Origin of the sequence: Klebsiella oxytoca (assembly GCF_009707385.1) — a bacterium.
Classification (GTDB): Bacteria; Pseudomonadota; Gammaproteobacteria; order Enterobacterales; family Enterobacteriaceae; genus Klebsiella; species Klebsiella oxytoca_C.
The window spans coordinates 4375649-4399720 of the sequence record NZ_CP046115.1; the positions used below are offsets into that span (position 1 = coordinate 4375649).

The window sequence follows — 24072 nt, forward strand, 5'->3', positions numbered from 1 at the left end:
CCACAGACGGCTGTAAACCCGTAGCCCGGCTTAGCCCAGCGCGAGCCGGGGAGAAGACAGCAACAAACCCTCATGCTGTACACCTTCCCCGGAGGCGGCGCTGCGCGCCTGTCCAGGCTACCGGCCCGCAGACGGCTGTAAACCCGTAGCCCGGCTAAGCCCAGCGCGAGCCGGGGAGAAGACCGCAACAAAACCTCATGCTGTACACCTTCCCCGGAGGCGGCGCTGCGCGCCTGTCCAGGCTACCGGACCACAGACGGCTGTAAACCCGTAGCCCGGCTAAGCCCAGCGCGAGCCGGGGAGAAGACCGCAACAAAACCTCATGCCGTACACCTTCCCCGGAGGCGGCGCTGCGCGACAGTCCGGGCTACCGGCCCGCAGACGGCTGTAAACCCGTAGCCTAGCTAAGCCCAGCGCAAGCCGGGGAGAAGACCGCAACAAAACCTCATGCCGTACACCTTCCCCGGAGGCGGCGCTGCGCGCCTGTCCAGGCTACCGGCCCGCAGACGGCTGTAAACCCGTAGCCCGGCTAAGCCCAGCGCAAGCCGGGGAGAAGACCGCAACAAAACCTCATGCCGTACACCTTCCCCGGAGGCGGCGCTACGCGACTGTCTGGGCTACCGGACCGCAGACGGCTGTAAACCTGTAGCCCGGTCAGCGCAGCGCCACCGGGAAGAACCGCTGACGAACAATGGCGGCAGACACCTACTCGCTAAATATCCGCCTGAAAGCCGTTAACAGCTGCGTATTTTCCTGCTGGCTGCGGATCGCGACGCGGAAGTAGCGCCCGTCGAGCCCGGGATAATTGGCGCAGCTGCGGATCAGAATATGCTGTTGCAGCATCGCATATTGCAGATCAAGGCCCGGCACATCGCAGCGCAAAAACAGATAGTTTGCCCGACCGGGATAGACCGTCAGGCCGGGAATATGGCGCAATTGATGGTAAAAACGCTGCCCCTCTTCCGCCAGCCACTGCCAGGTTTTCTGCTGATAAGCGCTATCCTGGAGAATGATCTCTCCCGCCAGCGCAGCAAAGGCGTTAATTGACCACGGCATCTGGCGCTCGCGCATCCGCGCCACCGCCCGCTCATCGCCATTCACCAGATATCCCAGGCGCAGGCCGGGAATCGCATAAAACTTGGTCAGCGAACGCAGCACCCACACGTGCGGATGGTGGCTCAGGAGCGGAATAAATCCCGGCTCGTCGGGAATAAAATCGATAAACGCCTCATCAAGAATCAGGGCGATGCCCAGCGACTGACAGCGTTCGGCAATCCGTTCCAGCAGGTGGCGCTCGGGCAGCAGACCGGTTGGATTATTCGGGATACAGAGAAATAAGCAGTCCAGATCCGGCGTCAGTGCGTCGAGAATCGCCCCGGTGAGCTGCCAGCCGTCCTCTTCACGCAGCAAAAACTCCCGTACCGCGCAATCGACCGACTGCAGCGCCCGGCGGTATTCGGCAAAGCCCGGGGCGACGATCATGGCCTGGCGCGGCTTAAGACCCTGAACGAGCGTAAAGATCGCTTCGGTTTCGCCGTTTCCGGCAAGGATCCAGGAAGCCGGGATCTGGTGATGTGCCGCCAGCGCGAGGTGCAGCTGCTGATACTCAACATCGGGGTAACGTTCGGCGCAAACCATATTGTCGATGATGGCGCGTTTTAAACTTTCCGGCATCCCCAGCGGATTGATATTAGCGCTAAAATCGAGCAGCTGTTCCGCAGAAATACCCAATAGCGCGGCGGCTTCGCGGATATTGCCGCCGTGCGCGCTCTTCAGTAGAGCCATTTCACTATCCTGTTGCGTTACCCTCGCCTTGCCAGCGTGGCGCCGTCGGCGAAGTAGGCTTTAATCCCTGCCAGAATCGACTCTGCAACCTGCTGCTGGAATTTCGCCGTTTTCAGTTTACGCTCCTCTTCGATGTTACTGATAAACGCGGTTTCCACCAGAATCGATGGAATATCCGGCGCTTTCAGCACCGCGAAGCCCGCCTGCTCCACCCGGTTCTTGTGCAGGTTATTAATATTGCCCATCTTTTCCAGCACCGCCTTGCCGAACTTCAGGCTGTCGGCAATGGTCAGCGACTGCACCATGTCGAACATGGTGTGATCCACGTAGCGATCGCCGCTTTTACTGACGCCGCCAATCAGATCCGAGGCGTTCTGCGTCTGCGCCAGGTATTTGGCCGCGGTACTGGTGGCCCCTTTAGTTGACAGGGCAAACACCGACGAGCCGCTGGGCTGGCGGCTGGTAAACGCATCGGCGTGAATAGAGACAAACAGGTCGGCGCGCTGCTTCTGCGCTTTGGCAACCCGCACCTTCAGCGGAATAAAAACATCCTCGTTGCGGGTCATATAGACCTTCATATTGCCCTCTTTCTCGATCAGCGCGCGCAGCCGTCGGGCAATCTGCAGTACCACATCTTTCTCGCGAGTGCGGTATTTCCCCACCGCGCCGGAGTCCTCGCCGCCGTGGCCGGGATCGAGCATGATAACAATTGGTCGATCGCGCCCGGCTTTACCGGGCTTAGGCCCGCTCTCCGCAGGCGGAACCTGGCGCTGAAGATCGCCTTTATTGTAATCTTCGAGCAGCGCCAGCAGCGGATCCTGCACGTCGGTGGCGTTGGAAGGATAAAGATCCATCACCAGCCGCTCTTTAAATCCGGCGACCGGAGCCAGCGCAAACAGCTGCGGTTTAACGTTCTGTTTTAGCTCGAAGACCATGCGTACGGTTTGCGGATCGAACTGACCCACGCGGGCGGATTGAATATAGGGATCGTCGCCGCGGATCTGGCTCCCCATACCTTTCAGGACGGAATTAAGATTAACCCCTTCCAGATCCACCACCAGCCGTTCTGGATTGCTGAGCGCAAACTGCCGATATTTCAGGATTTGGTTAGACTCCACGGTGACGCGCGTGTAGGTCGACGATGGCCAGACGCGCACGGCAACCACCTGCGCCGCGGCAGCTAACCCAACCGGACTCACACTCATTAACCACATGGCGCCCGCCCCCTGTAAAAAACGGCGGCGGCTTAATCCTGACTTGTATCCCGACATGCCACTCCCAAGCAGTAAGAAATCATTGGTAGTTAAAACAAACAGATTGACCAGAAACTTTAACGAAAGGCGCATAACCTGTCATCTATAAAAGGGTAAACAATCTTTGACAGCCTGATTTGGCTCACACTGTTTTCTCGGTTCAGCAAAAAATTGGGGCTTGCGTTTGCTGGAAAAACAGAATAAAAATACATTAATTACGAATAATCATGCATTGAGGTTGTGCCATGGTGAAGGAACGTCGCACCGAACTGGTAGAGGGATTCCGCCATTCTGTCCCCTATATTAACGCCCATCGGGGTAAAACGTTTGTCATCATGCTGGGCGGAGAAGCTATCGAGCATGATAATTTTTCCAGCATAGTCAATGATATTGGCCTGCTCCACAGCCTGGGAATTCGTCTGGTGGTGGTCTATGGCGCCCGCCCGCAAATTGACGCCAATCTGGCTGAACATCGCCACGAGCCGGTTTATCATAAACAAACCCGAGTGACTGACGCCAAAACCCTTGAGCTGGTTAAGCAGGCGGCAGGTATGCTGCAGCTGGAAATTACCGCCCGCCTGTCGATGAGCCTCAACAATACCCCGCTGCAGGGCGCGCATATCAATGTGGTCAGCGGCAATTTCATTATCGCGCAGCCGTTGGGCGTGGATGACGGCGTGGATTACTGCCACAGCGGGCGCATCCGCCGTATTGATGAAGAAGCTATTCACCGTCAGCTGGATAACGGCGCGATTGTGCTGATGGGCCCGGTGGCGGTGTCGGTCACCGGCGAAAGCTTTAACCTGACCTCCGAAGAGATTGCCACCCAGCTGGCGATTAAGCTGAAAGCCGAAAAGATGATTGGCTTCTGCTCATCGCAGGGGGTTTACAGCCAGGATGGCGAGATCGTCCCTGAGCTGTTTCCCAATGAAGCTCAGGCGCGGGTAGAAGAGATGGAGGCGGGCGAAGACTACAGCTCCGGGACGGTACGTTTCCTGCGCGGTGCGGTAAAAGCCTGCCGCAGCGGAGTGCGCCGCTGCCACCTGATAAGCTATCAGGAAAACGGCTCCCTCCTGCAAGAGCTGTTCTCGCGCGATGGGATCGGTACGCAGATAGTGATGGAGAGCGCCGAGCAGATCCGTCGCGCGACCATTAACGATATCGGCGGCATCCTTGAGCTGATTAGCCCGCTGGAACAGCAGGGAATTCTGGTCAGGCGGTCGCGCGAACAGCTGGAGATGGAAATAGATAAATTCACCATTATTCAGCGCGACAACACGACTATCGCCTGCGCCGCGCTCTATCCGTTCCCGGAAGAGAGAATTGGCGAAATGGCCTGCGTAGCGGTGCATCCGGATTACCGTAGCTCTTCGCGCGGCGAAATGCTGCTCGAACGTATTGCCGCTCAGGCGAAACAAATGGGCCTCAGTAAACTGTTTGTCCTCACTACCCGCAGCATTCACTGGTTCCAGGAGCGCGGGTTTACGCCGGTAGACGTCGACCTGTTGCCGGAGAGCAAGAAGCAGATGTATAACTACCAGCGCCGCTCAAAGGTGCTGATGGCAGATCTGGCCTGATAATATTATCCCCGGAAGCGCATCCGTAACCGGGGATAAATCTCTCTCGTCCAACAACCTGGTATTTTTTAATCTATTCCCCTGACCGCTGGCCTCGCTTATATTAGCTTAAGAACGGAGTTGCAATATAAGCACGGAGAGCAGCCTGAATGATCCTTTCTGAAAACGATTCCCCTCGCTACAGGCGAATAATTGCCGCACTACTCTCTTTATATCCCTGGCTGCTGATGGTGTTGGTCTTTCTTAATGTCAGGGATAAACCCGCAGGCGGATTTTTCAGCGCAGGCGCGGCGTTTGCTTGCGCGCTGGCCGCCCTGTCATTCATTAATATTATTATTTCCATAATTTTCATCATGCTGGTTAATGTATTTATCACGACCAGAGAAAAAGGAAACGCCGGTTATTTCTGGGCAATAAACTCTATTTCTTTATTGTGGATAATTTCCCCGATATTTAATCTTTGAGCGTTTCATTGCAAAACACAAAGGATGTGTACTCATTATGCAGAAATCACCAAACTGGTTTGTGAAGAATATAAAGCTAATCGTCACCGTTATTGCGCTTTATCCCTGGCTACTCGTTCTGCTGATGATGATGGGCAGCAGCGGCGCTTCCGGAAGCGCCCTGGGAGCCGGGCTGTTCATTTTCTTTGTTTTCATCGTCCTGTCGATCGTTAACCTTGTGATTTCAACCCTGATTATCGTGGTGGCTAATGTCTCAACGCCTCCGATCCCCAAAGGCTCGGCAAAGTATTTTCTCGCCATGAATTCCATCTCGCTGCTATGGCTGATGCCTTTACTGGCGCCCTATTAGCCGCCGGGCTCTCACCCGGCGGAAAAAATATCCGCCAGTCCGCTGCGGCGTTCGGTACGCGCGACAACCGCCTGGGTCAGTACCTGTTCGTCAGCGTAGATCGACAGCTGCTGCTTAGCGCGGGTTATCGCGGTATAAACCAGTTCGCGGGTCACCAGCGGCACGCTGCGCGAAGGCAGGATCAGCGCCGCGTGATCGAACTCCGACCCCTGCGATTTATGCACCGTCATCGCCCAGGCGGTATCGTGCTCCGGCAGACGGCTTGGCTGTACCGACTTGATGCTGCCATCGGGCAGCGGGAACCAGACGCGCAGGCCTTCGCCTCTTTCCAGCGCGATACCGATGTCGCCGTTAAACAGCCCCAGCGCGCTGTCGTTGCGGGAGATCATCACCGGGCGCCCCTCATACCAGCGCGAATGGCGCGGTAACGTAATCGCCCGCTTACGGTTGAGCATCTGCTCCAGCTGTTCATTAACTCCGCTGACGCCATACGGGCCCTCGCGCAGCGCACACAGCAGCTGGAATTCGCCAAAAGCGGCGATCATTTCTTCGGGCTCTGCCCGGGCGCGCAGCAGCTGCAGGAAGCGGTCGTAGCCCGCCTGCGCCTGATTCAGCATCGCTTCATATTCCTCGCTGGTACTGAGCGGATGCAGGGCAATATCGGCAAAAGATTGACGTAGCGTCTCCCTGACCGCCCGGCGTTCACCGCTGTTCACCGCCGAGGCCAGATGGCCGATACCGGAATGGCGACCGAAACGGTAGCTTTTCTGCAGCAGGCACAGGCTATCGCGGAGCGAACCGGCCATATTACCCTCGCCTGCCGGAACCGGCTGACCGGTTAACCGCGCGAGCTGCGCCGCCCGCTCCGGGGTATATCCAGCATTCACCCACGCGCAGATATCGCCCAGCACCGCACCGGCTTCTACCGAAGCCAGCTGATCGCGATCGCCGAGGAAAATAACCCTTCCATGCGCAGGCAGCGCGTCGATCAGGCGCGACATCATCGGCAGGTCAATCATTGAGGCTTCATCTACTACCAGCACGTCAAGATGCAGCGGGTTACCGGCGTGATAGCGCATCCGCTGGCTTCCCGGCTGAGCGCCCAACAGGCGATGGAGAGTGCTTGCCTCGGTCGGCACCAGCGTTTTTTGTTCTTCGGTGAGCGGAAGACGGCGCAGCGCCGCGCCAAGAGACTCGGTCAGACGCGCGGCGGCTTTACCGGTCGGCGCCGCCAGGCGAATACGGCAGCGCGGGCTGGCGCTGGTCTGGATCAGCGCGGCCAGCAGTTTAGCGACGGTCGTAGTTTTACCGGTACCGGGGCCGCCGGAAATCACCGAAATCCGGCGGGTCAGGGCAACCGCAGCAGCTACTTTTTGCCAGTCAACTTCATCCCCCGGCGGAAAAAGCGCGTCGAGGGTCGCGGCCAGCCGGGTTTCATCAACGTCCAGAACCTGATTGGCTTCGTTAAAAAAGCGCGCGACGGTTAATTCGTTGCGCCACATCCGGTTGAGATAGAGCCGTTCGCCGCAGAGGATCATCGGCGCCGGTCGCTCACCGCGGCTGACCGCTTCAGAATCGAGCAGCAGCGGCAACCAGGTGTCCGGCTTACCTGTCAGTGCAAGGAGCTGCTGGCTTAGCTCTGCCGTTTTACCGTTCAGCAGTTCATCATCCTGGAGACGTGAGATCGGCAGGCAGACGTGCCCTTCACCGGCGTCGCGGCTGAGGATTGCGGCGGTCAGCTTCACCGCCGGATGCGCTTCTTGCGCCACCATGAGCGCAAACTGGACATCCAGCGGGCGCAGCAGGCGCTGTTCAACCGCCTGCAGTAAAAGTTCATCTATGGTCATAGGGCAACCTCCTGCGTTTCCCCGGCAAACAGCGCATCGAGGCCGTCAATCAGCGGTCGCGCTGGACGCGTGGTGAAAATACCCTGCCCGCCGTCCTGCCCGTCCATGCCGCGTAAAAAAAGATAAATAACGCCGCCAAAATGGCGTTCATAGTCATAATCGGCAATACGGTGGCGTAAATATCGGTGCAACGCCAGGCTATAGAGCTGATACTGCAAATCGTAACGATGCGAACGCATTGCCTCTTTCATCGCCTCCTGGGTATAGGCATCGCGGTTTTCCCCCAGCCAGTTAGATTTGTAATCCAGCAGATAATAGCGGCCATCATGGCGAAACACTAAGTCAATAAATCCCTTCAACATGCCGCGTACCTGGCGAAAATCGAGCGCTGGGGTATCCACGGAGAGCGGATCGTACTGGCGAATCAGCGCATCCAGGCGCAGGGGATCCAGCGGCCGTTCAATGGGTAGATAAAAAGCCATCTCCACCTGTTTATCGCGCTCGCTCAGCTGATTCAGGGCGATCTCCGCTCCCGGCAGGCGAGTGCGCAGCACGCCGTCGAGCCACTCGGTCAGCACCGGTGTCCACTTTTCCTCGAAGCCGCTAAGCTGAAGCTTTTCCGCCATCCAGTCGGCGGGTACCGGCTGGGTAAAATCAATATCTTCAAACAGGCTGTGCAGAAACGTTCCCGGCGATGCGCCGCGCGGGAACTGGTGCGGCGTAAGCTGCGGCTCCTCCGCCACCTCACCGACTCCGGCGGCATCGACATCCAGACGCGGCAGCAGATCCTGCGCCGCACTGTGCCCATTTTGCTGCAGGCCAGAGTAGCTGGTGACTCGCCAGTCATCGACCACCGAACGTTCGAGCATCCTGGCCGAAAGCGGCGGCAGTTCCGCTCTCGGTGCCTGCCACGGGCTCTGTACGGCCACATCCGGGATCTGTAGAGCAATGTCGCCGCGGCAGAACGCCTGCAGGCGCGCCATCAGCCCCGCGGCATCCATCGCTTCCCCACCCTGCAGCAGGCGACCCAGCGCGCTGTGGTGAAAATCGCTGGCGCCGGGCTTATCGCTGCGACGGGTACTGAGCGGCGCAACGCCAAGGCTGCAGTGCCAGACCGCACGGGTCAGCGCCACGTACAGCAGACGTAAGTCTTCCGCCAGACGTTCGGCCTCCGCCAGCTCCAGGCTGCCCTCATCCTGACCAAGGTCGAGCACGGCGGCAAAGGTTTTTCTGTCATGATAAAACGCCTGATCCTGTTTACGGAAACGCGCAATAAACGGCAGCCAGACCAGCGGATACTCCAGCCCTTTCGATTTGTGGATGGTGACAATCTGCACCAGGTGTTTATCGCTCTCCAGGCGCATCTGCTGGCTGGAGGCGTTGCTATCCGGCTCGGCAATATGCTGCGCCAGCCAGCGCACCAGCGCATGTTCGCTCTCCAGCTGGTTCGCCGCCTCCTGAAGCAGCTCGCTGATATGCAGGATATCGGTCAGACGCCGCTCGCCGCCGCTGGTCGCCAGCAGATTTTCAGCGATGCGCCGCGCGGTCATCAGCGCGCGCAGCATCGGCATCACGCCGCGCTGGCGCCAGATTTGCCGGTAGCCGCTAAACTCCTCTACCAGCGCATCCCACGCCCGTTCGTCGTGATTGAGGTTTTCAATATCCTGCGCATTGAGGCCGAACATTGAGGTCGCCAGCGCGCTGCGCAGGGTATTTTCACGCTCGGGGGCCAGCACCGCCTGCAGCAGCCACAGCAGCTCCTGCGCCTCCGGCGTTTCAAATACGCTATCGCGGTTGGAAAGATACACGGAAGGAATCGACAGCAGCTGAAGGGCATCGCGAATTAATGACGCCTCCTGACGGTTACGCACCAGCACCGTGATATCAGAAGCCCGCACCGGCTCCGCCTTTTCGCCGCGCCACAGCAGCGCCTTACCCTGCTGGCCCGCGCTGAGCCAGTCGCGAATTTGCGCCGCGCACAGCTGAGCCATAAATGCCTGGTAGTCTCCTGAGCCCACGGCCTCGCCCGACATCAGCCAGATGTTCATCGCCGGCACCGCCGCATCATCCACGGTAAAGCGCAGCCCCTGATTTTTCTCGGCCGATTTCACCGGCAGGAACGGGATTTCGCGAAACATAAAAGGGTTATCGCTGAGGCTAAACAGACGATTAACGCTGTCAACCATCCCCGGCGCGGAGCGCCAGTTGGTATCAAGCGTATAGTGGGCGGTGACGTCCCCGCGCGCCTTCATATAGGTAAAAATATCCGCGCCGCGGAAGGCATAAATAGCCTGTTTGGGGTCGCCAATCAGCAGCAGCGCGGTATCGGCCTGCCGCCGCCAGATACGCCGAAAAATTCGGTACTGCTGTGGGTCGGTATCCTGGAATTCATCGATCATTGCGACCGGAAAGCGTTGCCGAATCGCGCTCGCCAGCGCTTCTCCGCTTTCTCCGCGCAGGGCGTCATCCAGGCGGCTGAGCATGTCGTCAAAGCCCAGCTCACCGCGACGACGTTTCTCCCGCGCTACCGTATCGCGAATTTCGACCATCGCCCGGGCGATCACCAGATCGGTTAAGGTCAACGGTGTCGTCAGCAGCTCTTCTACCGCGCTGAATAATGGGTGTACCGGCGGCGCGCCGTCCGCTTTGGTGCGCTCAAGCAGGAAGGCCTGAGAGAACTTTTCCAGCGCATCCGGGAGCTGGTAGCTCAGGGTCTCTTCCTGCGCCCAGGCATTCACTTTCTCCAGCCATTTTCCCTGGTTGCCGCGATTGAACTTACGCCGGTCGAGGCCGGAATTTTCCAGCACCGCCTCAACCTCACCCGCCTGTTCCAGCCACTGCTGCTTAAGCGCGTTAATACGCTCGATAATTTGCTGATGGCGTTCAGCCAGCGTTTCTTCGGCGGGTGGCGGAGATTTAAGCTGCGGCGCTTCCCCCTGTAGCCAGCGGTCGATGGATTTCAGCAGATCGCGCGGCCCTTTCCACGCCTCGTGAATAACCGCGGCGATATCGCGCGGTAGCGGATAACAGTGACGACGCCAGAAGTCAGCGCAGGCCTGATAGCGCAGACGAGATTCATCCTCAATCAGCTGCTGTTCGAACAGCATTCCCGATTCAAAGGCGTTAAGGCTCAGCATCCGCTGACAGAAGCCGTGAATGGTAAACACCGCCGCTTCGTCCATCTGGCGCTCGGCCAGCAACAGCGTTTGCGCCGCCTGGTTTTTATCGGCGATTTCCGCCAGCAGCCTGGCGTAAAGAGGATCTTCGGTACTGCCGCGCAGGCAAGCGATGCGCAGCTCGTGGATGTTGCTGCGAATACGCCCGCGCAGCTCTTCGGTCGCCGCTTCGGTAAAGGTCACCACCAGCAGCTCTTCAACGCTGACCTGCCGGGGAAAGGCGGCTTCACCGCCCAGCCCCAGCAATAGCCGCAGATAGAGTGCGGCGATGGTAAAGGTTTTTCCGGTGCCCGCAGAGGCTTCTATCAGGCGCTCGCCCGTCAGGGGCAAGCGCAGGGGGTCAAGAGACTCGGCGGTTTCGGTCATTCATTCTCTCGCATCAGGGGTAAGGATTTCTGCAATGCGCTGACGTTCTCCCAGACTTTGCCATCATGCGGATGTGCATATTCCACCTTGCCATTCTGGCTACCGGAAATCTGGGAGAGAATTGCCATGCCCTGCGGATCCACCACCGTCTGATGGAAGAAGTCGGCAAGCTTTTGCGGCGTCAGCAGTTTAATCTGAGCCACTACTTTATCACGTGAATCGAAATGCATATTACCGCGATCGAAATCTTTGCTTAGCTTAGATGCTTCATCGCTCAGCGTTTGCGGCGCTTGCTGCATCTGGCTGATAACCGCCTGCTGAATCTGCGCAAACTCTTCCGGCTTCATTGCCCGCAGTTTGGCTTCCGCCGTCGGGAAGAAGGCCTGGAAGCGCTGCCAGAGGAATGCTGGCTGCTTGTCATTGCTTTGCAGCAGGAAGCCCATTCCCCACTGGCGGCCGACGTTCATCGAGAAAGCAAAGACCGCATAGCCCAGCTGTTCTTCGGTACGCAGCTGGTTATAAAACCACGGCTGCACGATTTGCCCGAGAAGAGAACTTGCGGCAGAGCTGGTATATTCGTCCACGTTCGGCGGCGCGAAGACGGCGGCCAGCGCGGAATCGGTGCTGTTGCCCGCTTTTTCAAAAATCGCCAGCTGTTTGCTGTCTATCAGGACATCTTTGTTACGGCACCATTCGTTACCGTCCGCTCCCAGCTGTTTTTGGATCTGTCGCGCCATGGCGGTTGATTGATCGGCGGTAAGATTACCAATCACCAACAGCTCCGGACGCCCTTTCGCTTTGAGATTATCGCGGTATTCCAGCACCTCTTTCAGCGTAATAGAGGGCAGCAGCGCCCGGCGATCTTCACGCCGGAAGTACGGCACCTGAGAAACCATCTGTATCGGCATAATCGCCTGGTCGTAGGCTTTGCCTTTGTCCGCCGAATCCATCATCTGAGCGTACCAGGATTTGGCCTGCTCCAGCTGTTCTTCGGTAGGCGTATAGCTAAAGTAGCCATCGAGCAGCGCGTTAAACAGCTCCGGCAGATGCTGCGTATAGCCGTTGGCGTTCACCATCAGTCCATTATTAGCACCGGTAGAGAAGCTAATCCCCCCGACTGCCGCCTGGTTGCTAAGCTGGTCAAGCGCAATACCCGCCAGATAATCATTGAGGGCAAACATTACCTGACGGCGGGCGCTATCCATCGCCTGCGGGTTACGCAGCACCAGCGAAATATCCGCTTTCGGCTCGCTGGCAAAGTACTGGCTCGGCGCGTAAATCACCCGCAGCGTTGGTTCATCAACAATCAGCTGCGGATGCGGGTAAGACCTGTCGCTTTTGATTAAAGTGAAATCGTCCGGGATATAGGGATTCAGCACCGGCAGCTTGAGATCGATAGCGCTGGATTTCTGCTGCCAGTCGGCAAAAGTCTGCTCGCTGATTTTGTCCACCTCGTAGGGCGCATTAACGAAATAGGCGGTTTTGTTATGCGGCTCTTGCGGGCTGATATACCAGATACGGGCATTTTGCGGCGTCATCATCGCCAGGCGGTCTTTGATCGCCTGCGGATCGTAGCGATCGGCGATATTGACCACGTCCAGCGTATGTTCGACCGGCACGCGGATCATGGTGTCCGCCAGCCATTCGACGTAATCCATATTGCGGTTAATAGACGGATAGCGGAAGTCGAGCGCCAGCACGTGGGCAAGTTCATCAAAATAGCGTTTATCAATTCCCTGGCTACGCAGCAGATTCAGGTAGCTGAAGATAGCCGCGGTGACTTCATCGCGGTGCGCCAGCCCTTTATCCGTCAGAGTAGCGGAAATGGCCAGCACCCCGCTGTTGCCGTTGACCACCGGGTCGGAGTCCGCGCGAATGCCTTCAACCAGCCCCTGCTTTTGCAGCCAGTCAGAGAGCGTACCGGGACTGCGGTTGCCTATCATGTAGGTAACCAGCTCGTCGGTTTTGCTGCGGAACTTATCGCTATTGTTATCAATGCGAAATTCCACGCGCAGCACTTTGCGCGGCATCGCCGGAACATAGTGAATGATGATGCCCTTTTGCGCATCGGTCACCACCGGGACGGTAATTTCCGGTTTGCTGATATCGTGGTTCGGCACGCGACCGTAGGTAGCCGCTGCGATGCCGGCCAGCTCCGGTAGAGGCTTGTTGCTGTAGATCACCGCTTTCATCAGGTTGGCGGAGTACCAGCTATCGCGAAAAGCGTGCAGCGCATCAAGCACTGGTTTACTAGGCTTGTCGCTCAGCGTCTCAAGGTTACCGCCGGAAAACTGCGAACCGGGGTGCGCCGGGTTGATGGTTTCTGCGCTGACCTGCGCCATCCGCATCCCGTCGCGGGTTCGCGCCATCGTTAGCTCCGCATTAACCGCATTACGCTCGCGATCGGCATATTTTTTATCCAGCAGCGGCGCGGCGATGGCGTCGGCCAGGCGATCGACCGCCCCGTCGAGGGCATCGTTTTCCACTTCAAGATAAAACGCGGTGCGATACGGCGCGGTACTGGCGTTGTGGCTGCCGCCGTGCATTTTGAGGTATTCGGCGAGGCTGTCTGCCTGGGGATACTTTTTCGACCCCATCAGCGTCATATGCTCCAGGAAGTGGGCCAGCCCCTGATGCTCTGCGGGATCCTGCAGCGACCCCACGGGAACGACCAGCGCCGACAGCGATTTAACCGCCTGGGGATCGGAAACCAGCAAAACCACCATGCCGTTATCGAGGCGAATCGCCTGATATTGCCGGGTATCTTTTTCGCTTTTACGGATGGTTTCCTGAATCGGTTGCCATCCGGTGTCTGCCTGACTTAACGGCGCCCAGAGGGCGGCCAGTACAACAATAACCTTGAACCATAAACTGCGGGGCATTCACGGACCTCATCATTAACAAACCTGGCGCTGCACAATATGCAGCTTTTATCAAACATCAGTCCGTGATTCGTTGAGCATCATAAATGAAGTACCATCTATTGCGCAATTTTTATACTATTACAATGTTATTCGGACTGATGGAAACGAAACACCGGCAGCAAATATCGCTGCGTTTGCGCAAGGATCTCTTCATAGTATTCCGGCTCCAGGGTGCGCCACAGACGCTGATACCAGACATCGGCACCTTCGCCGCTGACCACCATGTTACCTTCATAAACCTGAAGAAATTTACTGCGCGCTTTTTGCTGCGTCTCTTCGTCCATTAACATGACATCCTTTTCGGCGTCATAACAGACTTTTAGCCATGCGCCGCCGCTCTCCGGCAGCAGCAGCAACGGTTCAGACATCCCCTGCCGGTAACCGTCCACAAGCTCGTTCAGGTATCCCTGAGCCTGCTCCTGCGCCAGTGGGGGAAAACGCCACTCCCCTTCTTTGCGCACAAACAGCCGACTTTCACCGGTACCGCCGCTAGCACAATAGACAAGATGCTCCAGCCAAAGTTGCATTCCCTGCGCCACGCTTAATAGCGATGGGCGCCAGCGCAGCAAACCATCGGATTGTACCTGCTGTAGCCAGCCAGTAATGTTGACTCCGTTACATTGCAGATCGATTTCCATACTTTGTCCCGGCTGGCGACAGGCAATCACCCGTTCGGCCAGGTTTTGCATCTCCTGGCGCTGGGTCTCCCAGGCCAGTTCGCCGAAAGCGCCATAGGGCAGTTCCCCGGCGGCCCGGAAACGGCGGTACATCGCCGAGGCGTCCTGTTGTTCAATCAGCGTATTAAGCAGCTGCTGATTCAGCTGATAGCGGCTCAGGCCTTCGAGGATAAAAGGTTCATCGTCAGGGATCTCGCTCTCCTCCGAGCGGAAATTAACCCTTAGCCTCTGCTGAAAGAAGGCGCGAACCGGATGCTGCCAAAAGCGTAGCAGCTGTTCGAGAGGCAAATGTTCAATCTCCGGCATCGGTAGAGGCTGGATAAAATCACCGTGCGCTTCTCCCTGCTGGCTGGCGGCCGCCAGCCATTCCCGGGCATAGCTTTGCTCTTCGTTCGCCAGAAAATTCTCGGCATCGAAAGGCATACGGGTATGCAGATGAGTGATGTGTTCTTTTACGCGGCGTTCGCTGGCATCGCAATCCAGAGCTTCATCTCCTTCCAGACAGTGGCTCTGACCAATATAGTCCGCCAGTTCCTGGACCAGAACCGAGGGATAGCGCTCGCTGTTATCCTGAATTGAACGGCCAATATAGCTGATATACAGCTTCTGCTCGGCCGACATCAGAGCTTCAAGGAACAGATAGCGGTCGTCATCACGACGGCTACGGTCGCCGCGCTGCGGCTTCTGGCTCATCAGGTCGAAGCCCAGCGGCGCCAGGGTTCGCGGATAAACGCCGTCGTTCATCCCCAGCAGACAGACCACCTTGAAAGGAATTGAACGCATCGGCATCAGGGTACAAATATTTACCGGTCCGGCAAGAAAGCGCTGGCTAATGCGCTGCTGATCGAGCCTCTGGGACAGCTCATCGCGCAGCAAAGAGAGCGGTACCGTTTCGCCATACTGAGCCTCGACGCCGCCGTCAATCACCGCCTGCCACTGCTGTTCAATCAACGCCAGGGCGGCTTCCGTTTCGCTATCCGGAAGGAAAAAGTCGTTCAGCAGGTCACGGCATACCGGCAGCCACTCGGCTAGCGGGCGATCCTGGGCCAGCCCGCGACGCCAAAGATTAAGCTGCATCAGCAGCGACGCCAGGTTGCCGACCAGTTCGGCGATAAGCCCGCTCGATTCGTCATAAGGCAGCACCGCGCGCCACTCCCCCTCGCTGCTGTCCATGGCATAGCCTAATAGCATACGCGTCAGGCCAAAGCGCCACGTATGCTGGCCGGTTGCCGGGAGATCGAGTTCACGCACGTTGTCATCATCCATGCCCCAGCGCACGCCGGATTCGTTAACCCACTGGCGCAGGTAGCGCAGCCCCTCTTCGTCAATGTTAAAGCGCGCGGCCAGCACCGGAACGTCCAGAAGCGCCAGCACGTCTTCGCTGGCAAAACGGCTATCGGGAAGGGAAAGGAGGGTTATAAACGCCTGCAGCGCCGGATGCGATTCACGAGCGCGGCGGTCAGAAATCGCCCACGGCAGCCAGCGTTCTCCGCTGGCGCTGCCGAAGACCGCCTGGATATAAGGGCTATAGCTGTCGATATCCGCTACCATGACGATAATATCGCGCGGCGTGAGATCGGGGTTATCTTCCAGCATCGCCAGCAGCCGGTCGTGCAGCACCTCTACCTCGCGCTGCGGACTGTGGCAAACATGAATCGTCAGGCTGCGGTCATTCACCGCTAAAAGCCGTTTGCTACCGCTATTGGCAAACTCCTCGGCGCTGCGCCCGGCCACTGCCGCATTGCGCAATTGGAGAATGTCCGCCTGAAGATTATGCAGCAGGTTGTCCGGCACGATATCGACAAAAGCGTCCAGCTCTTCATAGCGCTCAAGACCCGCCAGCAGATAGATATAGTCGCGCCCCAGCTTACCCCAGGAGGCCAGTAGCGGATTGCCGATATCCTGCTCTCCGGCGTCGTTGAATAACCCCGGAGCCTGTTCCGTGTCGCGAAACAGCGGCAGCTCTCGTGCCGTTTCGCGGTGGTGGCGGCGCTGGCGGGACATCAGTTTTGCCAGAAACGCCGGATCTTTGATATCGCCCCAGTAGTAGCGGCACGGGTTAGTGAAGAGAACATAAACGTCGACATGCTTACCCAGCGCCTGGAGCGCCTGCAGGTACACCGGCGGCAGCGCCGAAATCCCGCAAATAAATACCCGCGACGGCAGCCCGGCGGGTAGCTCGTCGGCGGCTTCAAGCGCGCTGATAAAGCGTTGGTACAAATTGGCGCGGTGCCACAGCGGCTGGCCCAGCTCAGCGGTATGTTCCACCAGCGCTTTCCACAGCGGCGCCTGCCACTCCTGCGCATCGCCCAGACCATCCACACGCTGGTCGGCCTCCCAGCGCATCAGCCATTCGGGACGGTAGACCAGATACTGGTCGTAGAGATCCGCCACTCTGGCGGCCAGTTGGAATAGCTTACGTTTGTCGCTATCGTCGTTCAGATAGTGACGCAGGAGCGTAAAAGCGTCATCATCCAGCCGCTGGGGTAGCAGAGTCATGAGTTTCCAGCTCATACTTTGCTTGCTGAAGGCGCTTTCCCCGGGAATATCTTTCAGTACCCGTACGAACATATCCCATATAAAACTGGCGGGCAGCGGGAATTCAATATTGGCCGCAATGCCAAAACGTTTCGCCAGGGTCATCTGTAGCCATTGCGCCATACCGGTACTCTGCACCAGCACCATTTCCGGCATAAAAGGGTCATCCAGCCGCTGGCGTTCGACGATAAACTCCATCAACGCTTCAAGCACATCCAGACGGTTTGAGTGGTACACCCTTAACATATTGACTCCTGGCTACTGACTGACCGGGCAATGCAGCCGGGTCATCTGCGCCCGCCGGTCTGCGGGCATCGTGATCGTTACCGTGATGCTGACACATCTTTGCTGCGATGTCTGCATACGGGACATCTGGCGGTCGGCAGGAATCACCGCTGGGCTAAGCTGACTAAATCGCCACGCATCGCGCCACAGCTGGCGATATTGATTGAGCTGCATAAAACCGTTGGCCAGTCCGCGCTGATAGCCCGCCAGCGCGGTGACGGTCACTATCAGTATTATCAGCGCCAGCAGCGTTTCCGGCAGGCTAAAGCCGCTTTGTCGACTCACGGCATCTGACATAAATTCGCCTCCTTTAACGGGCAAAAATCGCTCCAGCCGTGGGGAGAAAAGCGTAGACGGTTTTGTTCAATCGCGCCTGACTGCCACAGCAGCATGTCGCCGCTGCCGCCGATCAGCAATACTGAGTCGTCGCTAAAGATCCGCAGGCAGGCGCGCCAGCCGAGGGCGGCGTTCTGCTGACAGCTGAGCGTTTCCTGCAGCGGCCAGGAGAGCGCCTTTCCCCACTGCAGCGCGGAATGCGCACCAGCGGCATCGCGAAGCGCCCGCGTTTCGCTGGCCGTCTGCGCCAACAGCGAACGCTGTTGCTGATTAAGCCCCTGAAGCAATAGACTGCCAAGCGCTAAAAGCAGCAGCACCATCAGCAGCGATGAGAACCCGCGCTGGCGATTCACAGGTTATATCCCGTTACGCTGTATTCCGCCCGTGCGCGGATTTGCGGGTCGGCGACCGAGTGCGCCGCCAGCGTAATCGATAATTCAGGTGAGAAATTCGCCTTATTCTGGCGGGTAACCTGAAATACGGTGACCTTCATAGCCGCCGGATTGGTCATTTTCTCCCAGCCCTTGCCGCTACACTCCTCCGCCCCTCGCAGGGTTTCCAGCGCCCCGTCGCGCAGGCGAAATCCGGTGGTATCCGCTTCCGACGACGGCGAGCTATTCCAGATGCCATCGCTGTTGCCATCCCAGCGCACAAGCAGACAATCACCGCCGCCTGCGATATACAGCGCCTGCCCGCTACAGCGGCCACGACAGTAGCCGGCGCGCTGCAGATGCTTAGCTACGGTGTAAACTCGCTGCCAGAGTTCATTTTCCAGCGACAGCTGCCGGGTCTGGCGAAGAGCGGCCCACTGCAGCGCCGGCAGAAAACGCGCGCTTCCCAGCAGCAGCACGGCGCTGATAGCCATCGCGATCAGCGTTTCTGGCAGTGAAAAACCACGATATTTTAAAGACATGATGCCGTCTCCTCGCCGCGGCAAAGGCGAATTCGCCCCCAGTTAGAAACAATAATGTTCCATTTGCCGGCAGCGCTTTGCAGACGAATATGTCCGGCCCAGGCGGTATTACGCAGGCCATAAAACCCCAGCCCCGGCGTCATCGCGCTGAGGGAGACTTCCGGCCATAGCGGCTGCAGCGTGAAAGCGCTTCTGACGCTACAATCAGTTGTCCCGCTGGCGCTCAGGCACCAGCCTGCTGCACTCTGACCGCTGTTTAACACTCGATCGCGATTGTGCCAGTTAGCGTCATCGCGTAGCAGCACCAGGTAATCGCGAACCTGGCAGGCGGTTTGCCACAGGCGCTGCTGCTGCTGCCAGCTTCGCCAACCATACAGCCCGCTGGAGCCAAGAATAACGACCAGCGTCATCGTGACCAGGGTTTCAATAAGGGTATAGCCATGTTCTCTGTCCATGAGCCGAGTATGCGGATTGTTGATGCTTTATTCGAAGGGCAAAATGAGGGTTTGCGTCGCGCTACGGAGAGTATTAAAGACGTTGCAACGAGTTACAAAAGTGCAGGAAGGCTGCTCGCAAAAAACGCGCAGAACGGCATTGTAGTGAGGTCGGGGGATAAAAAAACCGGCGCTCGCAGGCGCCGGTTTCGTCGTTATTTTCTGATTAAATCGCCACCGGCGCTTTAATTCCCGGATGCGGATCGTAGCCTTCGATTTCGAAGTCTTCAAAACGGTAGTCAAAAATCGATGCCGGTTTGCGCTTGATGACCAGCTTCGGCAGCGCGCGCGGTTCACGGCTCAGCTGCAGGTGCGTCTGTTCCATGTGGTTGCTGTACAGGTGGGTGTCGCCGCCGGTCCAGACAAAATCGCCGACTTCCAGATCGCACTGCTGCGCCACCATATGTACCAGCAGCGCGTAGCTGGCGATATTGAACGGCAGACCGAGGAACACGTCGCAAGAGCGCTGGTACAGCTGACAGGAGAGCTTGCCGTCCGCGACGTAGAACTGGAAGAACGCGTGGCACGGGGCCAGCGCCATTTTGTTCAGCTCGCCGACGTTCCATGCAGAAACGATGATACGGCGGGAGTCCGGGTCATTTTTCAACTGCTCCATCACCGTACTAATCTGGTCAATATGACGGCCGTCCGGCGCGGGCCAGGAGCGCCACTGCTTACCGTAGACCGGCCCCAGATCGCCGTTTTCATCCGCCCATTCGTCCCAGATAGTGACGTTGTTTTCGTGCAAATACGCCACGTTGGTGTCACCCTGCAGGAACCACAGCAGTTCATGGATGATGGAGCGTAAATGACAGCGCTTGGTCGTCACCAACGGGAATCCTTCCTGCAGGTTAAAACGCATCTGGTGACCGAAGATAGAGACGGTGCCGGTACCGGTGCGGTCATTTTTCTGCGTGCCCTCATCGAGCACTTTCTGCATCAAATCAAGATACTGTTTCATGGTTCCTCAAGAATTTTGTTGCTGCGGACGACAACGGTACGCCCAGACCATCATTATGATACCCGCAACCACCATCGGAATCGAAAGAATCTGCCCCATGCTGATGTACTGTACCCAGCCGCCGGTAAACTGCGCGTCGGGCTGGCGGAAGAATTCCACGATGATGCGGAACAGGCCGTAGCCAATCAGGAACAGGCCGGAGACTGAGCCAGTCGGACGCGGCTTGCGAATGAACAGGTTCAGAATCAGGAACAGCACCACGCCTTCCAGCGCCATCTCGTACAGTTGAGAAGCATGACGCGGCAGCGCGCCGTAGGTGTCGAACAGCGATTGCCATTCAGGGTGCGACGGCAGCAGCGCCAGATCTTCCGCGCGAGAACCGGGAAAAATCATGGTGTAATGGAAGCTCGGATCGACGCGGCCCCACAGTTCGCCGTTGATAAAGTTGCCCAGACGCCCGGCGCCGAGGCCAAACGGAATCAGCGGCGCAATGAAATCGGCAACCTGGAAGAAAGTGCGCTTCGTGCGTTTGGCGAAGATAATCATCACCAGAATCACGCCGATCAGGCCGCCGTGGAAGGACATACCGCCGTCCCAGACGCGGAACAGATAGAGCGGATCGTCAAGGAAAACCGGCAGATTGTAAAAGAAGACGTAGCCAAGACGCCCGCCGAGGAAAACCCCGAGGAATCCGGCGTACAGCAGGTTTTCAACTTCGTTTTTGGTCCAACCGCTGCCCGGACGATTGGCCCGACGGGTGGCCAGCCACATCGCAAAAACAAACCCAACCAGGTACATCAGGCCGTACCAGTGGAGGGAGACCGGTCCAATGGAAAAAATTACCGGATCAAACTCCGGAAAATGCAGGTAGCCACTATTCATCTGTCACCATAAAGACTTGTTATTCCGCCGAAAGTGGACAGCGGGGATCGTTCGCGCACGCCATAAACGGGCGCTCCAAAGGCTGCGAATGATAGCATAAGCTCTGAGGGCGATCCGCGCTGGCATGTAAAAGATATGTATACGAATGCGAATAAGCGGCCGGGGAAAACCAGCAACATCCACGTTAGCGTTGTCCCGGGTCGCGGCTAACGCCTTACCCTGGCTACAAAATTTGCCGGCCATTCCCGGAGGCGGCGCGTTGCGCCGGTCCGGACTACAAACTCATGAACCGTAGCCAGCGCTATCTGCCGCCGCGGATCAGGCCGCCGAGACCGCGTCGCTCCATAAAAGCGGCAACCTGATGGCGCACCTCGGCAGTCATCTGCGCTTCCAGGCTACGTTGGGAAAGCTCCTGAGCCTCATTGATATCGATACGCCGCAGCAGATATTTCACTCGCGCCACCGAACGACCGTTCATCGACAGATGACGATAGCCCATACCAATCAGGATCGTTACGCACATCGGATCGCCCGCCATCTCTCCGCACAGGCGGAGATCGATACCAAATCGCTCGGCGTCGCTGGCGATCATCGCCAGCGCCCGCAGCACGCCCGGATGCAGGCTGTCGTACATACTGGCTACCCGGGTATTGTTACGATCCACCGCAAGGATGTACTGGGTCAAATCGTTGGTGCCCACGGAGATAAAATCGACGCGATTCGCCAGCTGCGGCAGCATAAACACCATCGATGGTACTTCCAGCATCACGCCAAGACGCGGACGCGGAATGGCATAGCCGATCATCTCTTCCACTTCGCGGCTGGCGCGATCGATCAGACGACGGGCCTCATCCACTTCATCCAGGCTAGTGACCATCGGCAGCAGAATACTGAGGTTTCCGGTCGCCGCGTTGGCGCGCAGCATCGCACGAACCTGCACCAGAAAGATCTCCGGCTGATCGAGCGTGATCCGAATTCCGCGCCAGCCAAGGCACGGATTCTCTTCGCTGATCGGCATGTACGGTAGCTGTTTATCCGCCCCGATATCCAGCGTGCGCAGGGTCACCGATTTGTCGTTAAACATCTGCAGCATCCCCTGATACTGGGCTACCTGCTCCTCTTCAGAGGGGAAACCGCTTTGCAGCATAAAGGGGATTTCAGTACGGTAAAGACCGATACCGTCGACAAAATTGCCGAGCTTTTCTTCATGTTCGGGGCTCAGGCCCGCGTTGAGCATCACTTTTACCCGCTCGCCGCTTTTCAGCTCAGAGGCGCGTTGCAGATCGTCTTCCGCCAGGCGGCTAAGCTCGTTCTCTTCGCTGATCAGGCGCTGATACTCATGCAGCAGCACCGGCTCCGGGTCGACCAGCAGCTCGCCGCGGTAGCCGTCGACGATCAGGGTATGCCCGTGCAGCAGCGAAGGCTGAATATCCGCCCCCATAACCGTCGGGATGCCCAGCGCGCGAACCATAATCGCGGCATGGGAGTTGGCCGCGCCATCGCGCACCACGACCCCCGCTAAACGATCCTGAGGAACTTCCGCTAAAGTGGTGGCCGACAGTTCATCCGCCACCAGCACGATGCGCTCCGGCCAGGTATTGGGCCCCTGAATGCTGTCATCGAGATGGAAGAGCAGACGCTGGCCCAGCGTGCGTAGATCGCCCGCGCGCTCTTTGAGATAGCCGTCGCTGAGCGCAGCAAACTGTTCGGCAAACTTCTCGATGATCTTCTTCACCGCCCATTCGGCTACCGCGCCTTTATCGACTTCGGCAAACAGCTCGCGGCGCAGACGCGCATCGGAAAGAAGGTGCGAATAAAGGTCAAAGATTGCCGCCGTCTCTTTCTGCGCTCCGGCAGAGTAGCGCTTGCTGTAGCGACGAAACTCGTTCGCCGCCTCTTCCAGCGCACCGGTCAGCCGCTCGCGCTCGGAAGCGGTATCGAGGGTCGAGGCTTCATAAACCTGCTCCATCAGCGGCAGGCTGACGTCCATCCAGCCTTCGGCAATCGCCACGCCTGACGATGCGGGCAACGCGCGGATACGGGTCTGACGGTATTGGCCAAACAGCGCGTTTAGCTGGGACTGGGAGAGAATGCCGGCGATTTGGGTGGCCAGGGTGACCAGAAAAGACTCTTCGCTTTCATCAAACTGGCGCAGCTCGCGCTGCTGTACCACCAGCACGCCGAGCAGCTGGCGCCGCTGGATAATCGGCACGCCGAGGAAGGCGCGAAAGCGGCCCTCTTTGACTGCGGGAATATATTTAAAGCTGGGGTGCTTTTGCGCGTCGGCGAGGTTTATAGGTTCCGCCAGGCGACCCACCAGGCCCACCAGGCCTTCATCAAAAGCAAGCGCAACGATGCGCCCGCGGGGCTTTTTCAACCCGCGCGTCGCCATCAGGTAATAACAGCGTCGGTCATTGTCAGCCAGATAAACCGAACAGACTTCCGTCTCCATCGCGGCGCAGACATCGGTTACCAGGATATCCAGCGCCTCGTTTAAACGCGGCGCACTCGCGACCTTCTCGACTATTTCTCGCAACCGAGTGAGCATAATGTGCGTGGCTTAACCTCTTTTACGTCGATATGCAGGCGCGCTTTGCGGCTTGGGCGTGCTTTCTGCCAGCGCCATCGTGACGCTGGCGAACTCTTTCATCACCCTGCGGTATACGTCGCGCTTAAACGACACCACCTGGCGCACCGGGTACCAGTAGCTTACCCATCGCCAGCCATCAAACTCTGGTGTACTGCTGGTTTGCATATTGACATCCGCATCACTGCCAATCAATTGCAGGAGAAACCACTTCTGTTTCTGGCCGATACATACCGGCTTTGTGTCCCAACGCACCAAACGTTTTGGCAATTTGTAACGCAACCAGTTACGGGTTGAAGCCAGGATCCGCACATCTTTGCGGCTTAACCCAACTTCTTCGAACAATTCCCGATACATCGCCTGCTCTGCTGATTCTCCTGGATTAATGCCCCCTTGCGGGAACTGCCACGAGTGCTGACCATAGCGCCTGGCCCACATAACCTGGCCCTGGCGATTACAGATTACAATACCGACATTTGGGCGGTAGCCATCGTCATCAATCACCGGACTACCTCAAAATAAGCTTCAATGTGAATGATTGTTTCACACTCGCTGGAAACGGTAAACCACTCTGTGAACATGATGAGATCGAATAACAATTGAATAACTCACAGTAATACCCTGAGTTATAAACAGCAAAAGCCTCCCCCGGCCGATT

The 24072-nt window shown here is 57.7% G+C and carries 17 protein-coding genes; 3 read left to right on the forward strand and 14 right to left on the reverse strand.

The genetic code is table 11. From position 1 onward, the window contains the following. Positions 1-705: 705 nt before the first annotated feature. Positions 706-1785, reverse strand: coding sequence for a threonine-phosphate decarboxylase CobD (cobD, locus tag GJ746_RS20420; protein WP_154681822.1), 1080 nt, complete (start codon positions 1783-1785; stop codon positions 706-708). A gap of 17 nt (positions 1786-1802) precedes the next feature. Beyond that, positions 1803-3056: an N-acetylmuramoyl-L-alanine amidase AmiC gene (amiC, locus tag GJ746_RS20425; protein ID WP_154681823.1), complete on the reverse strand. Its 1254-nt coding sequence runs from the start codon at positions 3054-3056 to the stop codon at positions 1803-1805. A 227-nt stretch (positions 3057-3283) separates the two neighbouring features. Between amiC and argA the strand changes: the two genes are divergently transcribed. The 3 genes from argA (at position 3284) to GJ746_RS20440 (ending at position 5428) form a co-directional block, all read left to right on the forward strand. Next, the gene (gene argA, locus GJ746_RS20430; RefSeq protein ID WP_154681824.1) at positions 3284-4615 is read left to right on the forward strand and encodes an amino-acid N-acetyltransferase; all 1332 of its coding nucleotides are present in this window, start codon (positions 3284-3286) and stop codon (positions 4613-4615) included. A gap of 149 nt (positions 4616-4764) precedes the next feature. Beyond that, entirely contained in the window at positions 4765-5079 is a 315-nt protein-coding gene (locus GJ746_RS20435; protein ID WP_154681825.1) for a hypothetical protein, read from the forward strand. A 37-nt stretch (positions 5080-5116) separates the two neighbouring features. Beyond that, the gene (locus tag GJ746_RS20440; protein WP_154681826.1) at positions 5117-5428 is read left to right on the forward strand and encodes a hypothetical protein; all 312 of its coding nucleotides are present in this window, start codon (positions 5117-5119) and stop codon (positions 5426-5428) included. An 11-nt stretch (positions 5429-5439) separates the two neighbouring features. On the opposite strand, the gene recD is transcribed toward GJ746_RS20440, so the two are convergent. The 12 genes from recD to rppH all read right to left on the reverse strand — a co-directional run bounded on the left by recD (position 5440) and on the right by rppH (position 23918). After that, a complete protein-coding gene (recD, locus tag GJ746_RS20445) occupies positions 5440-7275 on the reverse strand; it encodes an exodeoxyribonuclease V subunit alpha (protein ID WP_154681827.1) in 1836 nt (611 codons plus the stop codon). Next, complete coding sequence (recB, locus tag GJ746_RS20450; RefSeq protein ID WP_154681828.1) at positions 7272-10817, reverse strand: exodeoxyribonuclease V subunit beta; 3546 nt, start codon at positions 10815-10817, stop codon at positions 7272-7274. Before recB ends, recD begins: the two co-directional genes overlap by 4 nt. After that, complete coding sequence (gene ptrA, locus GJ746_RS20455; RefSeq protein ID WP_154681829.1) at positions 10814-13699, reverse strand: pitrilysin; 2886 nt, start codon at positions 13697-13699, stop codon at positions 10814-10816. The genes recB and ptrA overlap by 4 nt, the downstream gene beginning before the upstream one ends. A gap of 128 nt (positions 13700-13827) precedes the next feature. Next, positions 13828-17202 carry an exodeoxyribonuclease V subunit gamma gene (recC, locus tag GJ746_RS20460; RefSeq protein WP_154681830.1) on the reverse strand — a complete coding sequence of 1125 codons (3375 nt, stop codon included), beginning with the start codon at positions 17200-17202 and terminating at the stop codon, positions 13828-13830. A gap of 12 nt (positions 17203-17214) precedes the next feature. Continuing rightward, entirely contained in the window at positions 17215-17538 is a 324-nt protein-coding gene (locus GJ746_RS20465) for a prepilin-type N-terminal cleavage/methylation domain-containing protein (RefSeq protein WP_154681831.1), read from the reverse strand. Beyond that, complete coding sequence (locus tag GJ746_RS20470) at positions 17523-17930, reverse strand: DUF2509 family protein (RefSeq protein ID WP_154681832.1); 408 nt, start codon at positions 17928-17930, stop codon at positions 17523-17525. Before GJ746_RS20470 ends, GJ746_RS20465 begins: the two co-directional genes overlap by 16 nt. Continuing rightward, positions 17927-18490 (reverse strand): prepilin peptidase-dependent protein, encoded by a 564-nt coding sequence (locus tag GJ746_RS20475; protein ID WP_154681833.1) that lies wholly within the window; start codon positions 18488-18490, stop codon positions 17927-17929. Before GJ746_RS20475 ends, GJ746_RS20470 begins: the two co-directional genes overlap by 4 nt. Continuing rightward, complete coding sequence (locus tag GJ746_RS20480; RefSeq protein ID WP_154681834.1) at positions 18481-18945, reverse strand: prepilin peptidase-dependent protein; 465 nt, start codon at positions 18943-18945, stop codon at positions 18481-18483. Before GJ746_RS20480 ends, GJ746_RS20475 begins: the two co-directional genes overlap by 10 nt. 205 nt (positions 18946-19150) lie before the next feature. Continuing rightward, a complete protein-coding gene (thyA, locus tag GJ746_RS20485; protein WP_004124584.1) occupies positions 19151-19945 on the reverse strand; it encodes a thymidylate synthase in 795 nt (264 codons plus the stop codon). Between the two features lie 6 nt (positions 19946-19951). Further along, complete coding sequence (gene lgt, locus GJ746_RS20490) at positions 19952-20827, reverse strand: prolipoprotein diacylglyceryl transferase (RefSeq protein ID WP_154681835.1); 876 nt, start codon at positions 20825-20827, stop codon at positions 19952-19954. Between the two features lie 301 nt (positions 20828-21128). Beyond that, on the reverse strand, positions 21129-23375 hold the full coding sequence (gene ptsP, locus GJ746_RS20495; RefSeq protein WP_154681836.1) for a phosphoenolpyruvate--protein phosphotransferase: 2247 nt from the start codon (positions 23373-23375) through the stop codon (positions 21129-21131). Positions 23376-23387: 12 nt separating this feature from the next. Then, the gene (gene rppH / locus GJ746_RS20500) at positions 23388-23918 is read right to left on the reverse strand and encodes an RNA pyrophosphohydrolase (protein ID WP_004124593.1); all 531 of its coding nucleotides are present in this window, start codon (positions 23916-23918) and stop codon (positions 23388-23390) included. Between the last annotated feature and the right edge of the window lie 154 nt (positions 23919-24072).

Excerpts from the sequence above, each read along its gene's own strand:
- GJ746_RS20435 (WP_154681825.1), top strand. The coding sequence starts at position 4,765 with ATGATCCTTTCTGAAAACGATTCCCCTCGCTACAGGCGAATAATTGCC.
- GJ746_RS20480 (WP_154681834.1), bottom strand. The coding sequence starts at position 18,945 with ATGGACAGAGAACATGGCTATACCCTTATTGAAACCCTGGTCACGATG.
- amiC (WP_154681823.1), bottom strand. The coding sequence starts at position 3,056 with ATGTCGGGATACAAGTCAGGATTAAGCCGCCGCCGTTTTTTACAGGGG.
- recD (WP_154681827.1), bottom strand. The coding sequence starts at position 7,275 with ATGACCATAGATGAACTTTTACTGCAGGCGGTTGAACAGCGCCTGCTG.
- thyA (WP_004124584.1), bottom strand. The coding sequence starts at position 19,945 with ATGAAACAGTATCTTGATTTGATGCAGAAAGTGCTCGATGAGGGCACG.
- GJ746_RS20475 (WP_154681833.1), bottom strand. The coding sequence starts at position 18,490 with ATGTCTTTAAAATATCGTGGTTTTTCACTGCCAGAAACGCTGATCGCG.
- lgt (WP_154681835.1), bottom strand. The coding sequence starts at position 20,827 with ATGAATAGTGGCTACCTGCATTTTCCGGAGTTTGATCCGGTAATTTTT.
- argA (WP_154681824.1), top strand. The coding sequence starts at position 3,284 with ATGGTGAAGGAACGTCGCACCGAACTGGTAGAGGGATTCCGCCATTCT.
- GJ746_RS20440 (WP_154681826.1), top strand. The coding sequence starts at position 5,117 with ATGCAGAAATCACCAAACTGGTTTGTGAAGAATATAAAGCTAATCGTC.
- ptrA (WP_154681829.1), bottom strand. The coding sequence starts at position 13,699 with ATGCCCCGCAGTTTATGGTTCAAGGTTATTGTTGTACTGGCCGCCCTC.
- GJ746_RS20465 (WP_154681831.1), bottom strand. The coding sequence starts at position 17,538 with ATGTCAGATGCCGTGAGTCGACAAAGCGGCTTTAGCCTGCCGGAAACG.
- recC (WP_154681830.1), bottom strand. The coding sequence starts at position 17,202 with ATGTTAAGGGTGTACCACTCAAACCGTCTGGATGTGCTTGAAGCGTTG.
- ptsP (WP_154681836.1), bottom strand. The coding sequence starts at position 23,375 with ATGCTCACTCGGTTGCGAGAAATAGTCGAGAAGGTCGCGAGTGCGCCG.
- cobD (WP_154681822.1), bottom strand. The coding sequence starts at position 1,785 with ATGGCTCTACTGAAGAGCGCGCACGGCGGCAATATCCGCGAAGCCGCC.
- recB (WP_154681828.1), bottom strand. The coding sequence starts at position 10,817 with ATGACCGAAACCGCCGAGTCTCTTGACCCCCTGCGCTTGCCCCTGACG.